The sequence below is a fragment of the Nocardiopsis baichengensis YIM 90130 genome (assembly GCF_000341205.1).
GTDB lineage: Bacteria > Actinomycetota > Actinomycetes > Streptosporangiales > Streptosporangiaceae > Nocardiopsis_A > Nocardiopsis_A halophila.
The window spans coordinates 20,996-37,768 of sequence record NZ_ANAS01000025.1; the positions used below are offsets into that span (position 1 = coordinate 20,996).

General features: G+C 70.2%; 10 protein-coding genes. 1 reads left to right on the plus strand and 9 read right to left on the minus strand.

Features of this window, described 5'->3' with window-relative positions; translation table 11 throughout:
- Nucleotides 1-93: 93 nt before the first annotated feature.
- The 7 genes from C892_RS0120040 to C892_RS31635 all read right to left on the minus strand — a co-directional run bounded on the left by C892_RS0120040 (nucleotide 94) and on the right by C892_RS31635 (nucleotide 9,681).
- The gene (locus C892_RS0120040) at nucleotides 94-1,476 is read right to left on the minus strand and encodes a cytochrome P450 (RefSeq protein WP_017558628.1); all 1,383 of its coding nucleotides are present in this window, start codon (nucleotides 1,474-1,476) and stop codon (nucleotides 94-96) included.
- 703 nt (nucleotides 1,477-2,179) lie between these two features.
- The gene (locus C892_RS29300; protein WP_017558629.1) at nucleotides 2,180-3,178 is read right to left on the minus strand and encodes an isoprenoid biosynthesis enzyme family protein; all 999 of its coding nucleotides are present in this window, start codon (nucleotides 3,176-3,178) and stop codon (nucleotides 2,180-2,182) included.
- Between the two features lie 379 nt (nucleotides 3,179-3,557).
- Nucleotides 3,558-4,712: a flavodoxin-dependent (E)-4-hydroxy-3-methylbut-2-enyl-diphosphate synthase gene (gene ispG, locus C892_RS0120050; RefSeq protein WP_017558630.1), complete on the minus strand. Its 1,155-nt coding sequence runs from the start codon at nucleotides 4,710-4,712 to the stop codon at nucleotides 3,558-3,560.
- A 3-nt stretch (nucleotides 4,713-4,715) separates the two neighbouring features.
- The gene (gene dxs, locus C892_RS0120055; RefSeq protein ID WP_017558631.1) at nucleotides 4,716-6,596 is read right to left on the minus strand and encodes a 1-deoxy-D-xylulose-5-phosphate synthase; all 1,881 of its coding nucleotides are present in this window, start codon (nucleotides 6,594-6,596) and stop codon (nucleotides 4,716-4,718) included.
- Nucleotides 6,593-7,516, minus strand: coding sequence for a 4-hydroxy-3-methylbut-2-enyl diphosphate reductase (ispH, locus tag C892_RS0120060; RefSeq protein ID WP_017558632.1), 924 nt, complete (start codon nucleotides 7,514-7,516; stop codon nucleotides 6,593-6,595). The genes dxs and ispH overlap by 4 nt, the downstream gene beginning before the upstream one ends.
- 110 nt (nucleotides 7,517-7,626) lie before the next feature.
- Nucleotides 7,627-8,667 carry a polyprenyl synthetase family protein gene (locus tag C892_RS0120065; RefSeq protein ID WP_040685529.1) on the minus strand — a complete coding sequence of 347 codons (1,041 nt, stop codon included), beginning with the start codon at nucleotides 8,665-8,667 and terminating at the stop codon, nucleotides 7,627-7,629.
- A gap of 801 nt (nucleotides 8,668-9,468) precedes the next feature.
- Complete coding sequence (locus C892_RS31635) at nucleotides 9,469-9,681, minus strand: hypothetical protein (RefSeq protein ID WP_017558634.1); 213 nt, start codon at nucleotides 9,679-9,681, stop codon at nucleotides 9,469-9,471.
- A 647-nt stretch (nucleotides 9,682-10,328) separates the two neighbouring features.
- Here C892_RS31635 and C892_RS0120075 point away from each other — a divergent pair.
- Nucleotides 10,329-11,318 (plus strand): winged helix-turn-helix domain-containing protein, encoded by a 990-nt coding sequence (locus C892_RS0120075; protein ID WP_017558635.1) that lies wholly within the window; start codon nucleotides 10,329-10,331, stop codon nucleotides 11,316-11,318.
- Nucleotides 11,319-11,396: 78 nt separating this feature from the next.
- Here the strand turns inward: C892_RS0120075 and C892_RS0120080 are convergent, their stop codons facing one another.
- Nucleotides 11,397-14,597, minus strand: coding sequence for a type 2 lanthipeptide synthetase LanM family protein (locus C892_RS0120080; protein ID WP_017558636.1), 3,201 nt, complete (start codon nucleotides 14,595-14,597; stop codon nucleotides 11,397-11,399).
- Between the two features lie 36 nt (nucleotides 14,598-14,633).
- Nucleotides 14,634-16,709, minus strand: coding sequence for a cysteine peptidase family C39 domain-containing protein (locus C892_RS0120085; RefSeq protein WP_017558637.1), 2,076 nt, complete (start codon nucleotides 16,707-16,709; stop codon nucleotides 14,634-14,636).
- Nucleotides 16,710-16,773 lie beyond the last annotated feature (64 nt).

The following is a 16,773-nucleotide window of genomic DNA, read 5'->3' on the forward strand; positions in this document are numbered from 1 at the left end:
GCCCTACAGAACCGCGCATCACGGTGGAACAGACTCAATGAGGAGAATGAGAGTCTGAGCTCGGGCGTTTCGTGTCGTCTCTCCAGGTGTCGGTCATGTTATGGAGTCGTCTGGGCTGTGGCGCCCCGAAACCCCGATACCGGGGCGCCGAAGGACGCGCAGTGGCCGCTTGGACGGAGCCAGAGCCATTCTGGCGACAGGGCGGACCGGGCTCTGCGGATCACAGTCCTGCAGATGCCAGCGATCGGCTATGGTCGCCAGTACAAGCGTGGCCTCGGTGAAGGCGAAGTCATTCCCAATACATTGACGTGCGCCTCCGCTGAACGGGAGGAATCCATCGCGAGGGCGGCGGGGCGTAGAGGGGTCCAGCCACCGGTCAGGGGCGAAGTCCTCGGGATGGGCGAACAGATCGGCCCGTTGATGGATGATCTGCTGGCTGAAGACGATGGTGGAGCCGGAGGGGATGAGATGTCCGGCAAGCCTCGTGTCTCTGGTGACCGTTCGGGTGAGCAGCCATCCCGGCGGGCGTATGCGCAGTGCCTCGGTCAGAACCCGGTCCGCTGATTTCAGCCGGGGCAGGTCTTCCCACGTAGCCGCCCTCCCGCCGAGGACGGCGCGGGACTCCACGTGCAGGCGCTCCTGGCATTGGGGATGGTGCGCGAGCAGCAGGCAGGACCAGGCAAGGGCAGACGCCGTGGTCTCAACGCCGGCCACGAGCAGGGAGAGGACCTGATCGTATATTTCGGTTTCACGCAGAGCGTCATCTTCGTCTCGGGTCGCAAGGAGCGTGGCCAGAATACTGCCGTCGTTCCTCGCATTCCGCTGCCTTTCGATGATGCGGCGAACCGCGGCGGACAGAGTCCTCTTCGCGTGCACGTATCGCTGATTCGCCGGAGTGGGGAGTTTGGCAAGCGGACCCGGAGTGAGCATCTGCCGGAACCCGTTCGTTACGAGTACGCCGATGGACCGGCGAATCTCGGTTACTTCCGCATCGGTCATTCTGGTACCGAACAAGGTGGCAGCGGCGACGTTGACAGTCACCCTGTACATTTCCTCGGCAGGAAAGATCTCCTGACCGTTGCGCCATGAGGAGGTCATCGCATCGGTATGCTCGCTCATCACCGCTGCATACGCGGGAAGGCGGCCACGATGAAAAGCTGGCTGGACGAGGCGCCGCTGCCGCCGGTGTTCTCGGTGAGGGCAGGCGACCAGTCCGTTTCCTAGGAATTCACGGGCCTTCTCGATAAATGCCCCACCTTTATCGAAGCTCCGGTCATCGAGCAGGACCTGTTCCACCAACTCGGGATGGCACACGACGTATGCTTGCTGCCGTCCGATCTTGATCCGAACCAGGTCGCCATGTTCGGGGAGGGAGGCCAGAAACCCCAGGGGGTCCCGGAGGATCTGTACCGCGTGGCCCACAACAGGAAGCGCATCAGGGACGAACGGGGGCTGCCGCGTCTTCGGTTCACTCATGGTGGTGATCTCCCGGAAGGGGCCGCACGGACGGACTCCCGCCGCAATCGCTGCCGGGCGTCCCTAGCGTCACCGGGTCGACCGACGTCCCGGTCAACGCTCTCCCACTCGACCACGCCAAGCCCAGAAAAGGAATAGCGCAGATACGGGAGGTGCGTGAACGCGTTGAACGGTTGTGCACTTGTGATTCCCGCACGGCATCCTTACGGAAACGGCTCGGACAGCGGAGTGCCACCCACTCGGCGTCCGCCCCCCGGGCGCTTGACGGGGGCGCACGGTGCCGTCGGCACCCTGGTAGCCGGAGTCTGCGCTGGTCTCCATCTCGGCACAGGTGACGGATCGACGATGCCGTCGGCACGGGCGGCGGTCAGGCCCTGGACGTTCACGCCGTGGTCATCGTGCCTGCCGCTGTAGACCGGCGCCGGGCTGGCCTTCGTGGCCAGGCCGGCACGAGCATGCCGTCCATCACGGGCTGCCCCATCCCCGATCCGGTCACGATCGAAAGGGCTCAGAGTGGGCGCATCACAGAAGTTGAGCCAGCCCCCCGAGCGATCAACAATGCCAGCACCACGTGAGGCGTGGTCGTGGACAGCGGAAAGCCACACCGTGCGCCCCAAGGCCCGGGCCACACGGGCGCGTTCACCCGCTCGCTCCGATACCGGATGGCCGCCCTGTTACCGGAGACCACCCGCGCCAGTGCCACCTACTGCCGAAGAGCCTTCTCGACTATGTCTGTAACCGGGTAAATATCTGGATAGACTTCCCACCAACGGTATCGCTTCACATGGAGATGCCAGTAGATGAATCCTCGCATGTAATTCTCCAGGAAAGGCCGCTGCCTCTCGTCGCCGAGATCCATGATGCGGCGGTAGGCGTCGATCCCGGAATCGAGCGTACTCCTGTAACAATCGACATACGGTTCCCCGTGGCGGACGGCGTTCCGGTAGATCCGGCTTACGGCGAAGTCATGCTCGTCGATTGCCTCTTTGTAGAACGACAGAAGGTCGTTGAAGTCATTCAGAAACTTGACCATGGATGAAAGCGCCGGAGCCCAGAACCCCATGTTACCGGTGAAGGAAAGGCATGGATCCAGGAACTGGAGCGAGGTGAACCACATCTCACAGAACCCTGTGAGGCTGCGGACGTACTGGGTGTCGATGTCGTCGGTCGCATCCTCGGCGAACTCGTTCTCAACAACACATCCGAGCACTCCCATGCGAAAGAATACCCCGAAGGCGCCCATGAATTCATTGTCACCGAATTCCCCCAGCTCATTCAGCATCATATCCGCGTAAGCGCCGAGCTTCGATGTCTCGCCCGGATCCCTGGCGCCGCTTCCCCAAAGAAGAGCGAAAGAGTCGTTCCGACTCCGGCAGCAGATGTCGTCAGCGTACGTTCCAAATACGTAGGCCCGGCTCAGTGCCAGTGCCAGCTCATCATCAGAGGCGGGAAGCTGTATACCGCGCATGAGGACGAGGTCCTTGATCAGCGCCATGGGTACATTGATTTCGTACGCCCGGAACTCGGCACTGAGGACTTCTACCTCCCGGGCGATCTGCACACTGTTCACCTGAGGTGTATACTGCCGACCCATTTCAGCGGCCTCACCGAAGAGGCCGGAGCGGATGACATCTCCGACCATGGACCGGTAGTCGGTATTCGGGACGCCCCGGAGGTCGGGGGAGGTATTGTTCACGAACATCGATGGACTCCTATCCGAATATCCGGGCGCTTCCCTCGGGGAGGCGCGTACTGGTCGGACTGCTTTTCCTACCTGTACGCACTGATTGATCCTTCATCGCTGTCGAATTTCGGTGGTTGCAGGCGCTGTTCGGACTGCAATGCAGAAAGGACGATAGTCATGAGGGGTGCATGGTCTCCCTCAGCATGGTGCGGCTGGGCGCCACGAGGGGCAGCACGGTGCGGCGGACGGAGAGTTGAGACGCCGCCCCAACATTGGCCGGGAACCCATCGGCGCAGCCAGCTCTCCTGGGGCAGGGAGAGCACGGGAGTATGCGGATTGCTGAATGCAGGGAATGAGACTGCGTGGAGCAGGGCCGTCGCGGTCATCGTTTCTCCCGTCATGACTGCGTCTCCTCGGTCGGGTCGGTCGTTTCCACCAGCGACTGGGCCTCGTCGAGGAGGGCTTCGACGATTTTCGATTCGGGGACGGTCTTGATGACGTGGCCCTTGTGGAATATCTGCCCTTTTCCGTTGCCGCAGGAGACGCCGAGGTCGGCCTCTTTGGCTTCGCCTGGGCCGTTGACGACGCAGCCCATTACCGCGATGCGCAGGGGGTGGGGGAAGCCGTCGAAGGCGGCCTCGACCTGGCCGGCGAGTTTGTGGATGTCGACCTGGAGGCGGCCGCAGCCGGGGCAGGAGACGATCTCCAGCTTGCGGGGGCGCAGATTCAGTGAGGAGAGGATGTGGCAGCCGGCCTTGATCTGCTCGACGGGCGGGGCGGAGAGGGAGACGCGGATGGTGTCGCCGATGCCCTCGCCCAGAAGGATGCTGAAGGCGGTGGCGGATTTGATGGAGCCCTGGAAGGCGGGGCCGGCCTCGGTCACTCCCAGGTGGAGAGGGTAATCGCAGCGTTCGGCAAGGAGGCGGTTGGCGGCGACCACGGTGAGCGGGTCGTGGTGTTTGACCGCGATCTTCAGGTCCCGGAAGCCGTGTTCTTCGAACAGGGAGGCTTCCCACAGGGCGGACTCGGCGAGGGCTTCGGGGGTGGGGCCGCCGTGTTTGGCCAGCAGCCGCTTGTCGAGGGAACCGGCGTTCACGCCGATCCGGATCGGCACACCGACAGCCGAGGCGGCGGAGGCGATGTCACCGACACGGTCGTCGAACTGCTTGATGTTGCCGGGGTTGACGCGCACGGCGGCGCACCCGGCCTCCAGGGCGGCGAAGACGTAGCGGGGCTGGAAGTGGATGTCCGCGATGACCGGGACCGGCGACTTGGCGGCGATGGCGGGCATGGCCGCCGCATCGTCGTTGGTGGGCACGGCGACACGGATGATGTCGCAGCCCGCAGCGGTGACTTCGGCGATCTGCTGCAGCGTGGCGTCCACGTCGGCGGTCCTGGTGGTGGTCATCGTCTGTACGGAGACCGGCGCGTCGCCGCCCACGGGGACATCGCCGACCATCAGCTTTCGTGTGCGGCGGCGCACCGGAAGTTGCGGGGCCCGGGCCGTGCCCGGGGCGCCGGGAGAGGGCATGCCGAGGTCTGTGGTGGTCATCTCTCAGCGCTCCTTGGCGGGCTGGAAGGGCTCTTGGGCACGGGCACGCAGGATGGCCTGGGTGATGCCTTCGGCGTCGAGACCGGCTTGGGAGAGCAGGTCGTTGCGATTGCCGTGGGAGATGAAGCGTCCGGGCAGGCCCAGGGCCCGCAGAGGCGTGGCGTTGCCGGTATCGGCGAGGGCGCGGGTCAGGGCGGCGCCGAGGCCTCCGTGGCGGGTGTTGTCCTCGACGGTGACCACCAGTTGGTGGCGTGCGGCGAGTCGGGTCAGCTCAGGCGAGATGGGAAGTGCCCAGCGCGGGTCGGCGACGGTGACCCCGATGCCTTGCGCCTGGAGGGCTTCGGCGGCCTCGATGGCGGGGGCGGCCAGCGGCCCGGCGGCGACGATGAGGACGTCGGCGATACCGGAACGGTGCAGGACATCGACCGGGCCGATACGTTCCAGAGCCGGAATGTCCTCCCCGGCACTCGCTTTGGGAAAGCGCAGAGCGGTGGGACCGCCGTCGTAGGCGACGGCTTCGGCCAGCAGCTCGCGCAGCTGCGCGGCGTCACGTGGGGCCGATACGTGCATGCCGGGGACGGCCCCCAGCAGTGTCAGGTCCCACATACCGTGGTGGGAGGGGCCGTCGGGGCCGGTGATGCCCGCCCGGTCCAAGACGAAGGTCACCGGCAGCCGGTGGAGGGCCGCGTCCATCAGGACCTGGTCGAAGGCGCGGCCCAGGAAGGTGGCGTATACGCCCACCACCGGATGCAGCCCTCCGGTCGCCAGGCCGGCTGCGCTGGTGACGGCGTGCTGTTCGGCGATGCCGACATCGAAGAACCGATCGGGGAAGCGCTCACCGAATTTCGCCAGTCCCGTGGGGCCCGGCATGGCGGCCGTGAGCGCGACCAGTTCCTTGTGCTCGTCCCCCAACGCACACATTTCGTCGGCGAAGACACTGGTCCAACTGGGCGCGGAGGCCTTCTTGGCGGGCGCTCCGGTGGCCGGGTCGAGGACGCCGCAGGTGTGCATCCGGTCATCCGGCTCACTCTCTGCCGGCTCGTATCCCCTGCCTTTGGCGGTGACCGCGTGTACCACCACCGGCCGCTCCAGTTCTCGCGCCAAGCGGAACGCTTCCTCCAGCGAGGGGCGGTGGTGGCCGTCGACGGGACCGAAGTAGGCGAAGCCGAGCAGTTCGAAGAGGTTCTGAGCGACCGGCAGCGGTCCGCCGGTTCCCTCGTCGGCGCCGGCGCGGGGACCGGTCTTCACCAGCCAGTCGATGTGGTCGTCGCTCTGCCCGCGCAGCTGTTGCAGGTGGTCGGCGAGGCCGCCGATGGTGGGTGCGTAGGAGCGCTCGTTGTCGTTGAGGACCACGATCACGGGCCGTTCCGGAGCGCCGCCGAGGTTGTTGAGGGCCTCCCAGGCCATGCCGCCGCTCATGGCGCCGTCCCCGATCACCGCCACCACCGCGCGGTCGTGCTCGCCGCTCAGCTGTCGGGCTTTGGCCAGGCCGTCCGCATAGGCCAAGGCGGTCGAGGCGTGCGAATTCTCGATCACGTCGTGTTCGGACTCGGCTCGCGAGGGGTAGCCCGACAGGCCGTCCTTCTGGCGCAGGGTGCCGAAATCTTCGACGCGGCCGGTGAGCAGCTTGTGCACGTACGCCTGGTGGCCGATGTCGAAGAGCAGCGTGTCGTGCGGGGAGTCGAAGATCCGGTGCAGCGCCAGTGTCAGCTCCACCACCCCCAGGTTGGGGCCCAGGTGGCCGCCCACGGCGGACACCTTCTCGATCAGGAACCCCCTGATCTGTTGCGCCAACGCGTCCAGCTCCTCACCGGACAGCTCCCGCAGTGCCTTGGGATCAGCGGCCTCGTCCAAAAGTCGGCGGGCGTCGGTGGTCGTGGTCATCGTCGGTTCCTCACAGCGGCGGGCGGGGCGAAGTAGACGTCCTCGACGGTGGTGGCGTGCTCGGTGACGGCAAGCGGACCGAAGGTGCGAAGATGCTCGACGACTTCCTCGACCAGTCCTTCGGGGGCGGAGGCTCCGGCGGTCAGTCCGATCGTCTCCGCCTCGCGCAGCCACTCGGGGCGGATGGCGCCGGCGTCCTCGATCAGGTGCGCCGGGGTGCCCAGACGGCGGCAGACCTCCACCAACCGCACCGAATTGGAGGAGTTGTCCGAGCCGACGACGAGTACGAAGTCGGCTTGCCCGGCGACGGCTTCCAGCGACAGCTGCCGGTTGGTGGTCGCGTAACAGATGTCCTCCGACGGCGGGTCCTTCAGCGCTGGAAACCGTGCGCGCAGCGCCTCGATGACGTCACGGGTCTCCTGCACTGCCAGCGTGGTCTGGGTCAGGTACGACACCCGTGCGGGGTCCGCCACCTCCAGCTCGGCCACATCCATGGCCGTCTCGACGACGACCGTGGACTCAGGTGCCTCGCCGAAGGTGCCCTCGACCTCCTCGTGCCCAACGTGGCCGATCAGCACCACCGTCTCCCCACGGGCGGCGAACCGCCGCGCCTCGGAATGCACCTTGGTCACCAGCGGACAGGTCGCATCCACCACCTCAAGGCCGCGCTCGGCGGCTTCTCTGCGCACGGCGGGAGAGACACCGTGCGCGGAGAAGACCACCAGACTCCCCTCCGGAACCTGGTCCAGCTCGTTGACGAAGACGGCCCCGCGCTGTTCCAGCCCTCGCACGACATGGGCGTTGTGGACGATCTGCTTGCGTACGTAGACCGGGCTGCCACGCTGCGCCAACAGCCGCTCGACCACCTCGATCGCCCGCTCCACTCCGGCGCAGAAGGAGCGCGGGGAGGCCAGCAGCACCCGGCGGGAGCGGACGGCTCCTTCTGCGCCCGTAGCGTCGTGCTCTTGCTGGGGCCCGCGTGGGGACGGGGCTCGCCGTATGTGTGCGGGAGACATCGTCAGCTCCTTGATCAGTGCTCGCGGTGGGTGAGCAGGTGGGCCAGCGCGAGCAGTTCGCGGTGCCCGACCGGGCTGGGGGCGGCTTCGGCCAGGGCGGCGTGCGCCAACTCCAGCTCCTCCTCCACTGCCCGGCGGGCCGCATGCGCCCCGCCGGCCTGCGCAACCAGCTCCGCCGCACGCTCTACTTCGGTCGGCGTCAACCCGCCCGTCCAGGAGTAGAGGGCGGCCAGTTCCCGGCCTGCCGGTGTTGCGGAGGCGAGGGCGGCGAGGACGGGCAGCGTCTTCTTGCGGGTAGCGATGTCGCTGCCCACGGGCTTACCGGTCACCTCTTCCCGGCCGTAGATACCGAGCAGGTCATCGGTGATCTGGAAGGCCACCCCCAGATGCCGGCCGAAGGCTCCCAACAGCCGGGCGCGAGAGTCATCGGCGCCGCCGGCCAGTGCACCCAGCGCGCAGGCACACTCCATCAGCGCCCCGGTCTTGGACGTGGCCATCGCGGTGTACTCACCCGGTTGCACGGTCTCGCGCCGTTCGAAGGCCACATCCTGTGCCTCGCCTTCGATCAGCTCCACCACCGTCTTCGCCAGCTGGGCCAGGGCCGCGGGGTCGTAGCCCGCGTCGGCCAGGGTGGTGAAAGCCAGCCCCAGCAGCGCGTCCCCGGCCAACACCCCGGCCGGTGTGCCGAACGCGGCCCACACCGCCGGGCGGTGACGCCGCGTTCGGTCACCGTCGATGATGTCGTCATGCGCCAGGGAGAAATCGTGCACCATTTGCACTGCCGCGGCGGCGGCGCCCGCCACCTCGGCGGTGCTGCCAACGGCTTGGGCCGCAGCGAAGCACAGCGCCGGGCGCACGGCCTTCCCCGCCCCGGCTGCGGAGGGGCGGCCCTGCTCGTCCAGCCAGCCCAAGTGGTACCCGACCTCCTGCCGGTTCTGGAGCAGCCGCGCTTCGACATGGTGCCGCAGCCGGGGCCGCACCCGGGCCTGGGCCTGCTCCAGTAGTCCGCGCCCCGTTTGCTCCAGTGACTGCACGACCGGCGCCGATCCCGCCATCACACACCTCTCTCCTGCTATCCAGACATGTGCCGAGACGGGGCGGGCCCGTACCAGCCGCTTCTTCTATGGGACCCCTCGGTGCGGCCCGGAGAAAGGGATTCTCGTCTCCAGATGTGTGAACGAGTTGAAAGCTTGCGCTTTTGTGAATGGCTAATCGGAGTGGGAGGGACACTTGTCCACATGATGCAGCCTGCGGGGCGCTATCCGGTGTGCCCTGCGTGCCCGGCACCCGCCCTACACCGCTACTTGCTCCGCAGCGTCGACCAGGTCGCGAATTACTCCCCCTATGACCTGGTGTCGGCGTACGGAGTTAGAGCTCGATTCATTGGCTTCTCGGTAGCCCGGCGGCGTTTCGATCGTCGCGCGCCTGGTCCCGGACGAAGTGCGAGAGCTGCTCCAGCAGATGGTGCCCGAGGCGCCCGTCCGCCCTCAGGGCGGCGGCCGCGCGGCTGGTACCGCGATCGTCTTCGAGGCGACCACGGGTTGCACTCGGGGCCGGCTCCCGCCGGTCTTCGCCCCCTCAGGTTCGACCGAACACCGCCGCTTCACCGAATGGAACCGGGCACGCGCATGGGCCAAGATGCACCGCCTGATCCTGGACGGGTCCGGCTCGCACGGCGAGCCGGACCGGTCGCGGTGCGCGATAGACCCGGTCAACATGCGGGCACTGAAAAAGGGGAGCCAACGGGCCCGAAGCCTGGCGACCGGGGCAAGAAGGGGGCCGAAGTGGACAGATCGCTCTCGATGTCCTGGCCCCGGGTCGCGACCGGGTCCATATTGGAAAAGAGCGTTCCGCTCTCAGGGAGCCTCGTATTGGACCTCCAAGCCCTGCCAGGTCGAGCACAGGTCCTCAGCCCCGTCGAGGAGATCCTCACCGCCATTGCGCAGTGTCTCCACCGCGGAGGTGAGCGACTCCACGTCGGTGAGGCGGTAGGGGATGGCGTCTGGGCCGATCAGCGTGAACATGTTCGGATCCACGCCGAGCTGGAGTTGGGTGGGTTCGAAACTCACCAGGAGCCTTCCAGGGGCGCCAGGTCACAGGCCAAGGTTGTCTCCGCTGCCTGCCTACTTCTGGGATTCGGCCGCCCTCCCCTCCTGGCCCCGGCTGTAGGAAAGGGTGGCGTTGTTCGAGCCCAGGAGACAGGGCAGCCTGCGGGTGAACATGGCGTCGGCCTCGCCGGTGAAGTGGTCGAGGAGGCCCCCAGCGCCGCCTCTGCCGGAGGGCTCTTGGCATTGTTCAGAGCTGTTTCGATGCAGGCGGCGGTGGAGTCGATGTCCGATGAAAATCCACCACCCTCGAGACCGAGCTTGTCCCCGAAATTGGTCAGGGCAGCAGAGACGCCGTAGACGTCGATGTTCCACTGGCCCACAGGTCCTCTCCCTTCGCGACGGTGGTGAACCGGTCCGGGCGGAACGCGGCGCCGTCCGCGACGTCGCCGCAGTGCGCCGGGGGCTTTTGCCCCCTCGGTCTCACGAACGGGATCCAACCAGGTCACAACCCCATTGCAGCCTCAGAACGTGATCATGGAGCCGATCACCCGGAACACGGTTCGCCGCAGCGGTCCCGCTGTTCTCATGCGCCGGCCCTGCTCCCGTCCGACGCCGGAGCGCTGCCGCACGCCGTCGCCAGAGCCCGAGCGCCACAGGAGGCCGTCATCATGGCATCACCGGTCGGCCGTACCCGTGTCGACTTCGGTTCCGCCGCCGATATCCGCGTCCGGGTGACCTTCAGCCACTACGCCGGCACGTTCGCTTTGGCCTGCGATGCCGCGAGGGCCCGGACACAACGGGGTTCCGGCTACGCGGCCGAGCTGGCCGCCTGCCTGCCCGCCAAGGCGCACCGCGCCCTATGGCCGATCGTGGCCCCCGGGCACTCCCTCTCCCCCGACTGCCTCAGCCCCGGCGACCCGGGCCGCGACGCCACCCTGGCCGAGGAGCTCGACCGCCTCGGCTCGCTGAGCGGCGACGACGTGCGCGCCGACCTCGAACGGACCTTCGCCGAAACGGGGCTGCCCGCTCACTGGAAACCGGTCTGGGCCTCTCCCCGCGAGTGGGTCGACGGGGTGGTGGCCGCCTTCGACCAGATCGGCCGCCACCTCGAGCGGGCGTGGCGGCGCAGCGCCGCACAGCGTGAGCAGGAAGCCCAGCGCATCGGTACCGCGGTGGCCCGCGGCGCCACCGACGTCGCGCTCGCGCTCTCCCATCCGCGAGGGCACCTGAGCGGCACCTGCCTGGTCTTTCCCGACGCTGAGCCGGTCGAGCTCGATGCCGCCGGCCGATGCGTCGTGCTGACGCCGATGATCGGCAGCCCGCACACGTCCGTGTGCAACCTGGACGCCCCCGACACGCTGTGGTTCGGCTACCCCCTGCCCCGTGCCCTCGGCGACGGCGGAGCCTCCGGAGCCTCCGCCGCCCTCGACGCCCTATTGACGCCGGTCCGGGCGCGGTTGCTGCGCCGTTTGGACCGCGAACTACCGATGCATGAGGTGGCGAGCCTTCTGATGTGCAGCCCGGCGACCGCCACCTACCACTGCGCCCAACTCGTCAAGGCGGGGCTGATCGAGCGGCGCCAGCGGGGCCGCATCGTGAACATCGCACGCAGTTCACGGGGCGATTCGCTCCTCGACACCTATTCGGTGGCCCTCTGAGCCCGAACTCCGCAGGGCCCGAACCGCACAGAGACCGCTCACAGGGGTCGGCCGACGGCGCGCGTCGGCCGGCCCCGTTCAGGCCTCCAGGGTCAGCACGTCGGGAACCGAGGGGTCGCGCACGGCGGCGAGCCAGTGCGCGAAGCCCCCGAGACCGGTCATCAGACCGGGCAGCGGGGCCGAAGGCGCCATGCCGGTCTCGAACTCCGGCCGCGGGCCGAGCAGGAGTGCGTCCGGGCCCCCAAGGCCACTGACCAGGCGGTGCACGCGGTCGCGTGCCTCGCGTGCCTGTCCGTCGGACGCCGCCCCCCGGCGCCGGAGGCGCTCGGCGACCTGTGCATTGCCCAGCAGGCCGTGGCAGAGGTTCAGCGAGGCGCCGGGCGCGCTCCGTTCCATCAGGCCGAGCGCGGCTTCGAGGCCCGCGCCGCCGTCCACGGACCGCCACGCGGCGCGGGCGAGCGCGATGCCCGGGGCGCCGTGGCACCAGGCCGACATCGTTGCGGCGGCCTCGTCCTCCTCGGCCCGCAGGTCGGGCCAGACGCCACCGCGGCGGCGGGCGTCGTCCCAGCGGAACGTGGCCGCGGCGAGGTCCGCGTCGGTGCCGCCGCCCCCGCCCCCTCCTGGCCCGCCCGGCGCGCCGGCCAGGCCGTGCTCACCGGCGCGCGCCAGGGCGTAGAGCGCACCGGCCGAACCGTGGGCGAAGCCGAGCAGGGAGGGCTCCCCATCGGCCATCGGCCAGTGGACTCCCCCTCCGGTCTCCTGCGCCCGCGCCCTCAGGGTGCCGACCGCGGCGCCAGCGACGGCCCGCAGGCGCGGCGCCCAGGGGGCTCCGGGCACCAGCTCCAGCGCGCCGGTCGCCGCCAGCACCGTGCCCGCGGCTCCGCCGACCACGTCCATCGGCGCGTCCTGGGCGCGCTCGACCAGGTCGAGCAGCCGCTGCGCGGACGAGGCGCCGAAGTCCGCCCCGTGGCGCGCCGCCAGAACCGCACCCGCCCACAGCACGCCCGCGATGCCCCCGTGCGCGCCGTGCGAGGGCGTCCCGTAGCGCAGCACCTGCCGCACCGCCGAGGCGTGGACCTCCGCGGCGAACGCACGGTGCTCCGGGAGGTCGAACGCGGCACCGAGCTCGGCCAGGGCGACGGCGATCCCGGAGAGTCCGTCGTACAGCGCCGGTCCCTGCGTGTGCATGATCCAGCGCAGCGGGTCGCGTGTCGTGACGCCGAAGGTGATGAACTCGCCCTCCCGGGCGTGGACGCCGCGGCGGACGTGCTCGGCGAGCCGCAGGGCCAGGCGCCGCTCCGCGGCCGCGGACCATGTCAGCGGGGCCGCGGGGGTCGCCGTCCCCGGTTCGCGCCCCTCCGCCGCCGCGGCCGCGGGCTCGTCCGCCCGGGACGGGGGCGCGGCATAGCCGTTGACCGGCGTGCTCGCGGTGGTGCCGCGCGCCCGGTCGCAGGCGAAGGAGAGGCCGATGACGGTGCACTGGAACTCCAGGTCCGCGTCACCGGCGCGCTCCATCCGGCGCCGGATCCGGCTGACGGCGTCGTCCGCGAAGTAGTCGGCGACCACCGCCCCGTTCGCGGCGCGCACGTCTCGGCCGCCCCCGGTGTGCTGGAAGTAGGGGATGTCTCCGCGCAGCAGGTCGCCGTGTTCGTGCGCCATCAGCCGGGCGAGGGCGGGGTAGGTCTTCGCCATCGTCCACAGGCTGGAGAGGACGACGTCCGGCCCGAGCGGGTCCCGCAGGACGTTGGGGTGGGTGCTTCCGCTCAGCTTGGCGCCGTAGGTGCGGGTCGGGCGCGGGACGTACCGCAGGGTCACCGTCTCGGCGCGCTCGAGCAGGTGGGAAAGGCGGCCGGTGCGCCAGAGCGTGAGCATGCCCCGGTAGGCGGTGCGGTACCCGTCGGTGAAGTCGTCCTCGTACGCCAGCACCGCCCCCCGGTCCCGGGTCCCCTTCGGGGCGTTGGCGCCGTGCGCCGGCAGGTCGAGGTCGCGCATCTCGTAGCGTGGCCCCCTGCCGTCGTCCACCAGCCGCCGTGCGCGCATGCTCGCGGACTCGATCCCACCGGTCAGGGCGCTGATCTCGACGGCGCGCGCCCCCGGGTCGACACCGGGCAGGATCAGCAGGTTCGCGACCGAGTCGCGGACGGCCGCCGCATCGGGAGGGTGGCCGCCCTCCGGTCCGCCCTCGGTCGCCGGCGGCATCAGGGCGCCCGTCAGCAGGGTCTCGCAGTCGATGACGGCCGGCCGGTCGCCGACCGCCACGATGTTCTCGTAGTGCAGGTCGATGGAGCAGATCAGCGTCGTCACGGCGGCCAGGGCGCCCAGGTTCCGGTAGTAGCGGACCGGGTCGGCCTCCTGGTCGTTGGCGAGGAACTCCTGCCACCCGTACTCGCCGCGGTCCAGCGTCAGGGCGCAGCGGATGTCGGCGACGCCGTGTTCTCCCAGCAGGGAGCACAGCTCGGCCCACCACTGGTCGATGCCGGCGGGGCGCGGCTTGTACATCAGGACGGTGCCGTCGGCGAACGCGACCCGGTGCGTGGTGCGGCCGCCGCCGTGCCGGTCGCCGAGCGCCCCGGTCAGCGATGCCACACGGGTGTCCGGGGCCAGGGAGAAGGTGTCGGACAGCAGTCCGCGGTCGGCGGCCAGCCGGTCGAGCAGCTCCGCTCGGGCGTCCGCCCAGTCGGCCGCCAGTGTCCTGCAGTAGGGCTCCAGGCGCGGGTACTCCGCGAGCAGGGCGGCGATGCCCTCGGGCGTCCGCAGTCCGGAGAGGATCTCCGCCTGCCGCGCGGGGCACTGGGCCTCCTCCACCTCGCGCAGCCGCAGGTGCACGTGGAGCACCACGGCGCGCGACGTCGCCTCGGCGCAGAGCCGGGTGGCCTCGGCCAGGGGTTCGTGTTCCGGTGCACCCGCCGGCACCAGGTCGCCGAGCGGGCGGTCTCCGAGTGCCAGCGTGAGGAACCACGGCAGCAGAGCGGTCTCCGGAGTGAGAGCGACGTCGGTGAGCTGCGGGAGCTCCGCCGGGGCCGCCGCCGACGCGGCGGGCACGCGGGAGGCGGCGGGTGCGGGGGCCGCCGGTCCGGACGCGGGCGGGGCCGTGCTCAGGATCGCGTCCGCCCACTCCTCGGCCTCGATCCGGTCGGCGAACCAGGTCAGGTCGGCGAGGGAGAGCCCGGCGATCCGCTCGGGCGCGGCGAAGGCGTCCGGGGTCCGGGCGAGGGTGGCGAGTGCCGGCGCGGCGGCCTCCAGGGCCGTGTCCGTTTCGGAACGGCGAAGCGGTGGCATGGTCGGACCTCCGAGTTCGATGGCGTGGTCGGCCGGTCAGGCCGACCGGGTGGTGAGCGGGGCCCGGCTCAGGTCGACCACCCGGTCGGCCTCCTCCGCGAGGCGTTCGTCATGCGTGGCGACGACGACGGCCCCTGGGTGCGACCGCAGCCGGTCCACCACGGCGGCGGCGGAATCCCGGTCGAGCCCGGCCGTGGGCTCGTCCAGGAGAAGCACGGCCGACCGCCGCAGCAGCGCCCGCGCCAGCGCGACCCTGCGCCTCTGTCCGGCGGAGAGCTCGGGGCAGCGGGGGGACAGGGCGGACGCGAGGCCGTCGGGCAGCCCGTCGATGATGTCCTCGGCGCCGAGGGCGGCGAAGGCCTCCCGGATCTCGCCGTCGCCGAGCGGAAGGCCGGCGGCGACCATCGCACCCAGGGGCCCACCCGGCAGGACCGGCTCCTGGGAGACGAATGCGGTGGCGTCCGCGTCCTCTGGCACGGAACCGTGGACCACCGAGCCGGTGGCGGGCGGGACCAGCCCCGCCAAGGTGCGCAGCAGCGTGGTCTTGCCGCACCCGGACGGACCGGTGACCGCGATCAGCTCGCCGGGTTCGACGCGCAGATCGAGGGGGCCGACCACGGGGCCCGCCGCACCGGGCGGCGCGCAGGCCAGCCCCCGGGCCTCGACGGCCGCTCCCCGGGCCGCGTGGTCGGAGGTCTGCCTGGTCGCGCCGCCGTGGCGGCGCCAGGGCGGCGGCTGCAGCCGGGCGCCCGCTTCCCATTTCACGGCGGTCGGCGCCATCGCGGTGTAGCGCTGCAGGTCGTTGGCGAGCGGGACGAACGCCCCGACCGTGACGATGGCGACCATGTTCAGGCCCAGGGCCAGCGGCAGCGACAGCTCTCCGGACGTGATCCGGTCGTGCGTCAGCGCCAGCATCACCAACGGGACGAGGAGCGTGGCCACCCGTTGCACGGCGGTCCCCGCGGCGGTGAACCGGCGGCGGTGGGAGGCGCGGGCCAGCCAGTCGGTGCCGGTGGAGCGCCACCGCTCCAGGAGCCAGGCGTCCGCCCCGATCCCCCGGTGGTCCTCCAGCGACTCGACCACCACACCGGTCTGCGCGCCGAAGGCCCGGAACTCCTCCATCTCTCCCTGCGAGGCGTCGGACTGGCGCCGCCCCACCCCTACCGCCGAGAGGAACGCGAGCACGGACATCACCGCGGCGGCCGAGAAGTACGCGGGCTCGAACGCGAGCAGGAAGCCGAGGCCCAGCCCCGCGGTCATGAAGGAGCCGATCGCCGACAGGGCGGCGGTGGTGGCGGCCTCGTGCGCTGCGGGGCCCTCCACGAGTTCGTGCGACACCTCGTGCGGTGAGCGCTGGGACAGGTAGAAGGGGTCCAGAGTGCGCAGCAGACCGGAGAGGTAGGCGATCCGCCCGGCCTGGGCCCGGTCCTGCGCACGCCTGGCGGCCGACTCGCGGACGACCGTGAACGCCGCGAACAGCCCGATCGCGAGGAGCAGTCCCGCAGCGACCAGGACGCCGTCGGCGATCGGGGCGTCGGCCATCAGCCGGCGGTAGAAGTACTGGGTCGCCGCGGCCGGGAGGAAGACGGCGGCGGCTGCGAGCAGCAGCACCGGCAGAAGCCGGCGCCAGGGGCCGGCCGTCCCGTCCCCCGCGTCGAACAGGAGCCGGTGCTGGTCGCGCAGGAGGGCGGCGCGTCGGGGCAGCGGCGCCCCCGGCGGCTCGACACCGATCACCACCCCGCTGAACTCCCGCTCGAACTCGGCGGTGGAGAGCCTCCTGCGCCCCGACGAGGGGTCGACCACCGTGAGGCGCCCGCGCCGTGGAGAGACCGACTCGACCACGACGTAGTGTCCGCTGCCGTAGTGCGCGATCAGCGGAAGCGGCAGAGCGCCCAGCTGCGCCGCGGAGGCCCGGAAGCCGCGGGCGGCGGCACCGGACCGGCGGGCGGCCTGGACGAGGTCGTAGGCGCTGGCTCCCCGGGTGCGGCTGGGCAGTACGGCGGCGACGGCGAACGGGAAGGCGGGGATCCCGCGGGCCCGCAGCACCATGGACAGGCAGACGGCGCCGCAGTCGCGCGGTGACGTCTGCATGAGCGCGCGCACGCGGGGCATGGGCGTTTCCTCCCGGGGTGATCGAGGACGGCCGACGCGGCCGGGCCGGACGGCGGTGACCGGG

Excerpts from the sequence above, each read along its gene's own strand:
- C892_RS0120040 (WP_017558628.1), bottom strand. The coding sequence starts at position 1,476 with ATGAGTGAACCGAAGACGCGGCAGCCCCCGTTCGTCCCTGATGCGCTT.
- C892_RS29300 (WP_017558629.1), bottom strand. The coding sequence starts at position 3,178 with ATGTTCGTGAACAATACCTCCCCCGACCTCCGGGGCGTCCCGAATACC.
- ispG (WP_017558630.1), bottom strand. The coding sequence starts at position 4,712 with ATGACCACCACAGACCTCGGCATGCCCTCTCCCGGCGCCCCGGGCACG.
- dxs (WP_017558631.1), bottom strand. The coding sequence starts at position 6,596 with ATGACCACGACCACCGACGCCCGCCGACTTTTGGACGAGGCCGCTGAT.
- C892_RS0120065 (WP_040685529.1), bottom strand. The coding sequence starts at position 8,667 with ATGGCGGGATCGGCGCCGGTCGTGCAGTCACTGGAGCAAACGGGGCGC.
- C892_RS0120075 (WP_017558635.1), top strand. The coding sequence starts at position 10,329 with ATGGCATCACCGGTCGGCCGTACCCGTGTCGACTTCGGTTCCGCCGCC.
- C892_RS0120080 (WP_017558636.1), bottom strand. The coding sequence starts at position 14,597 with ATGCCACCGCTTCGCCGTTCCGAAACGGACACGGCCCTGGAGGCCGCC.
- C892_RS0120085 (WP_017558637.1), bottom strand. The coding sequence starts at position 16,709 with ATGCCCCGCGTGCGCGCGCTCATGCAGACGTCACCGCGCGACTGCGGC.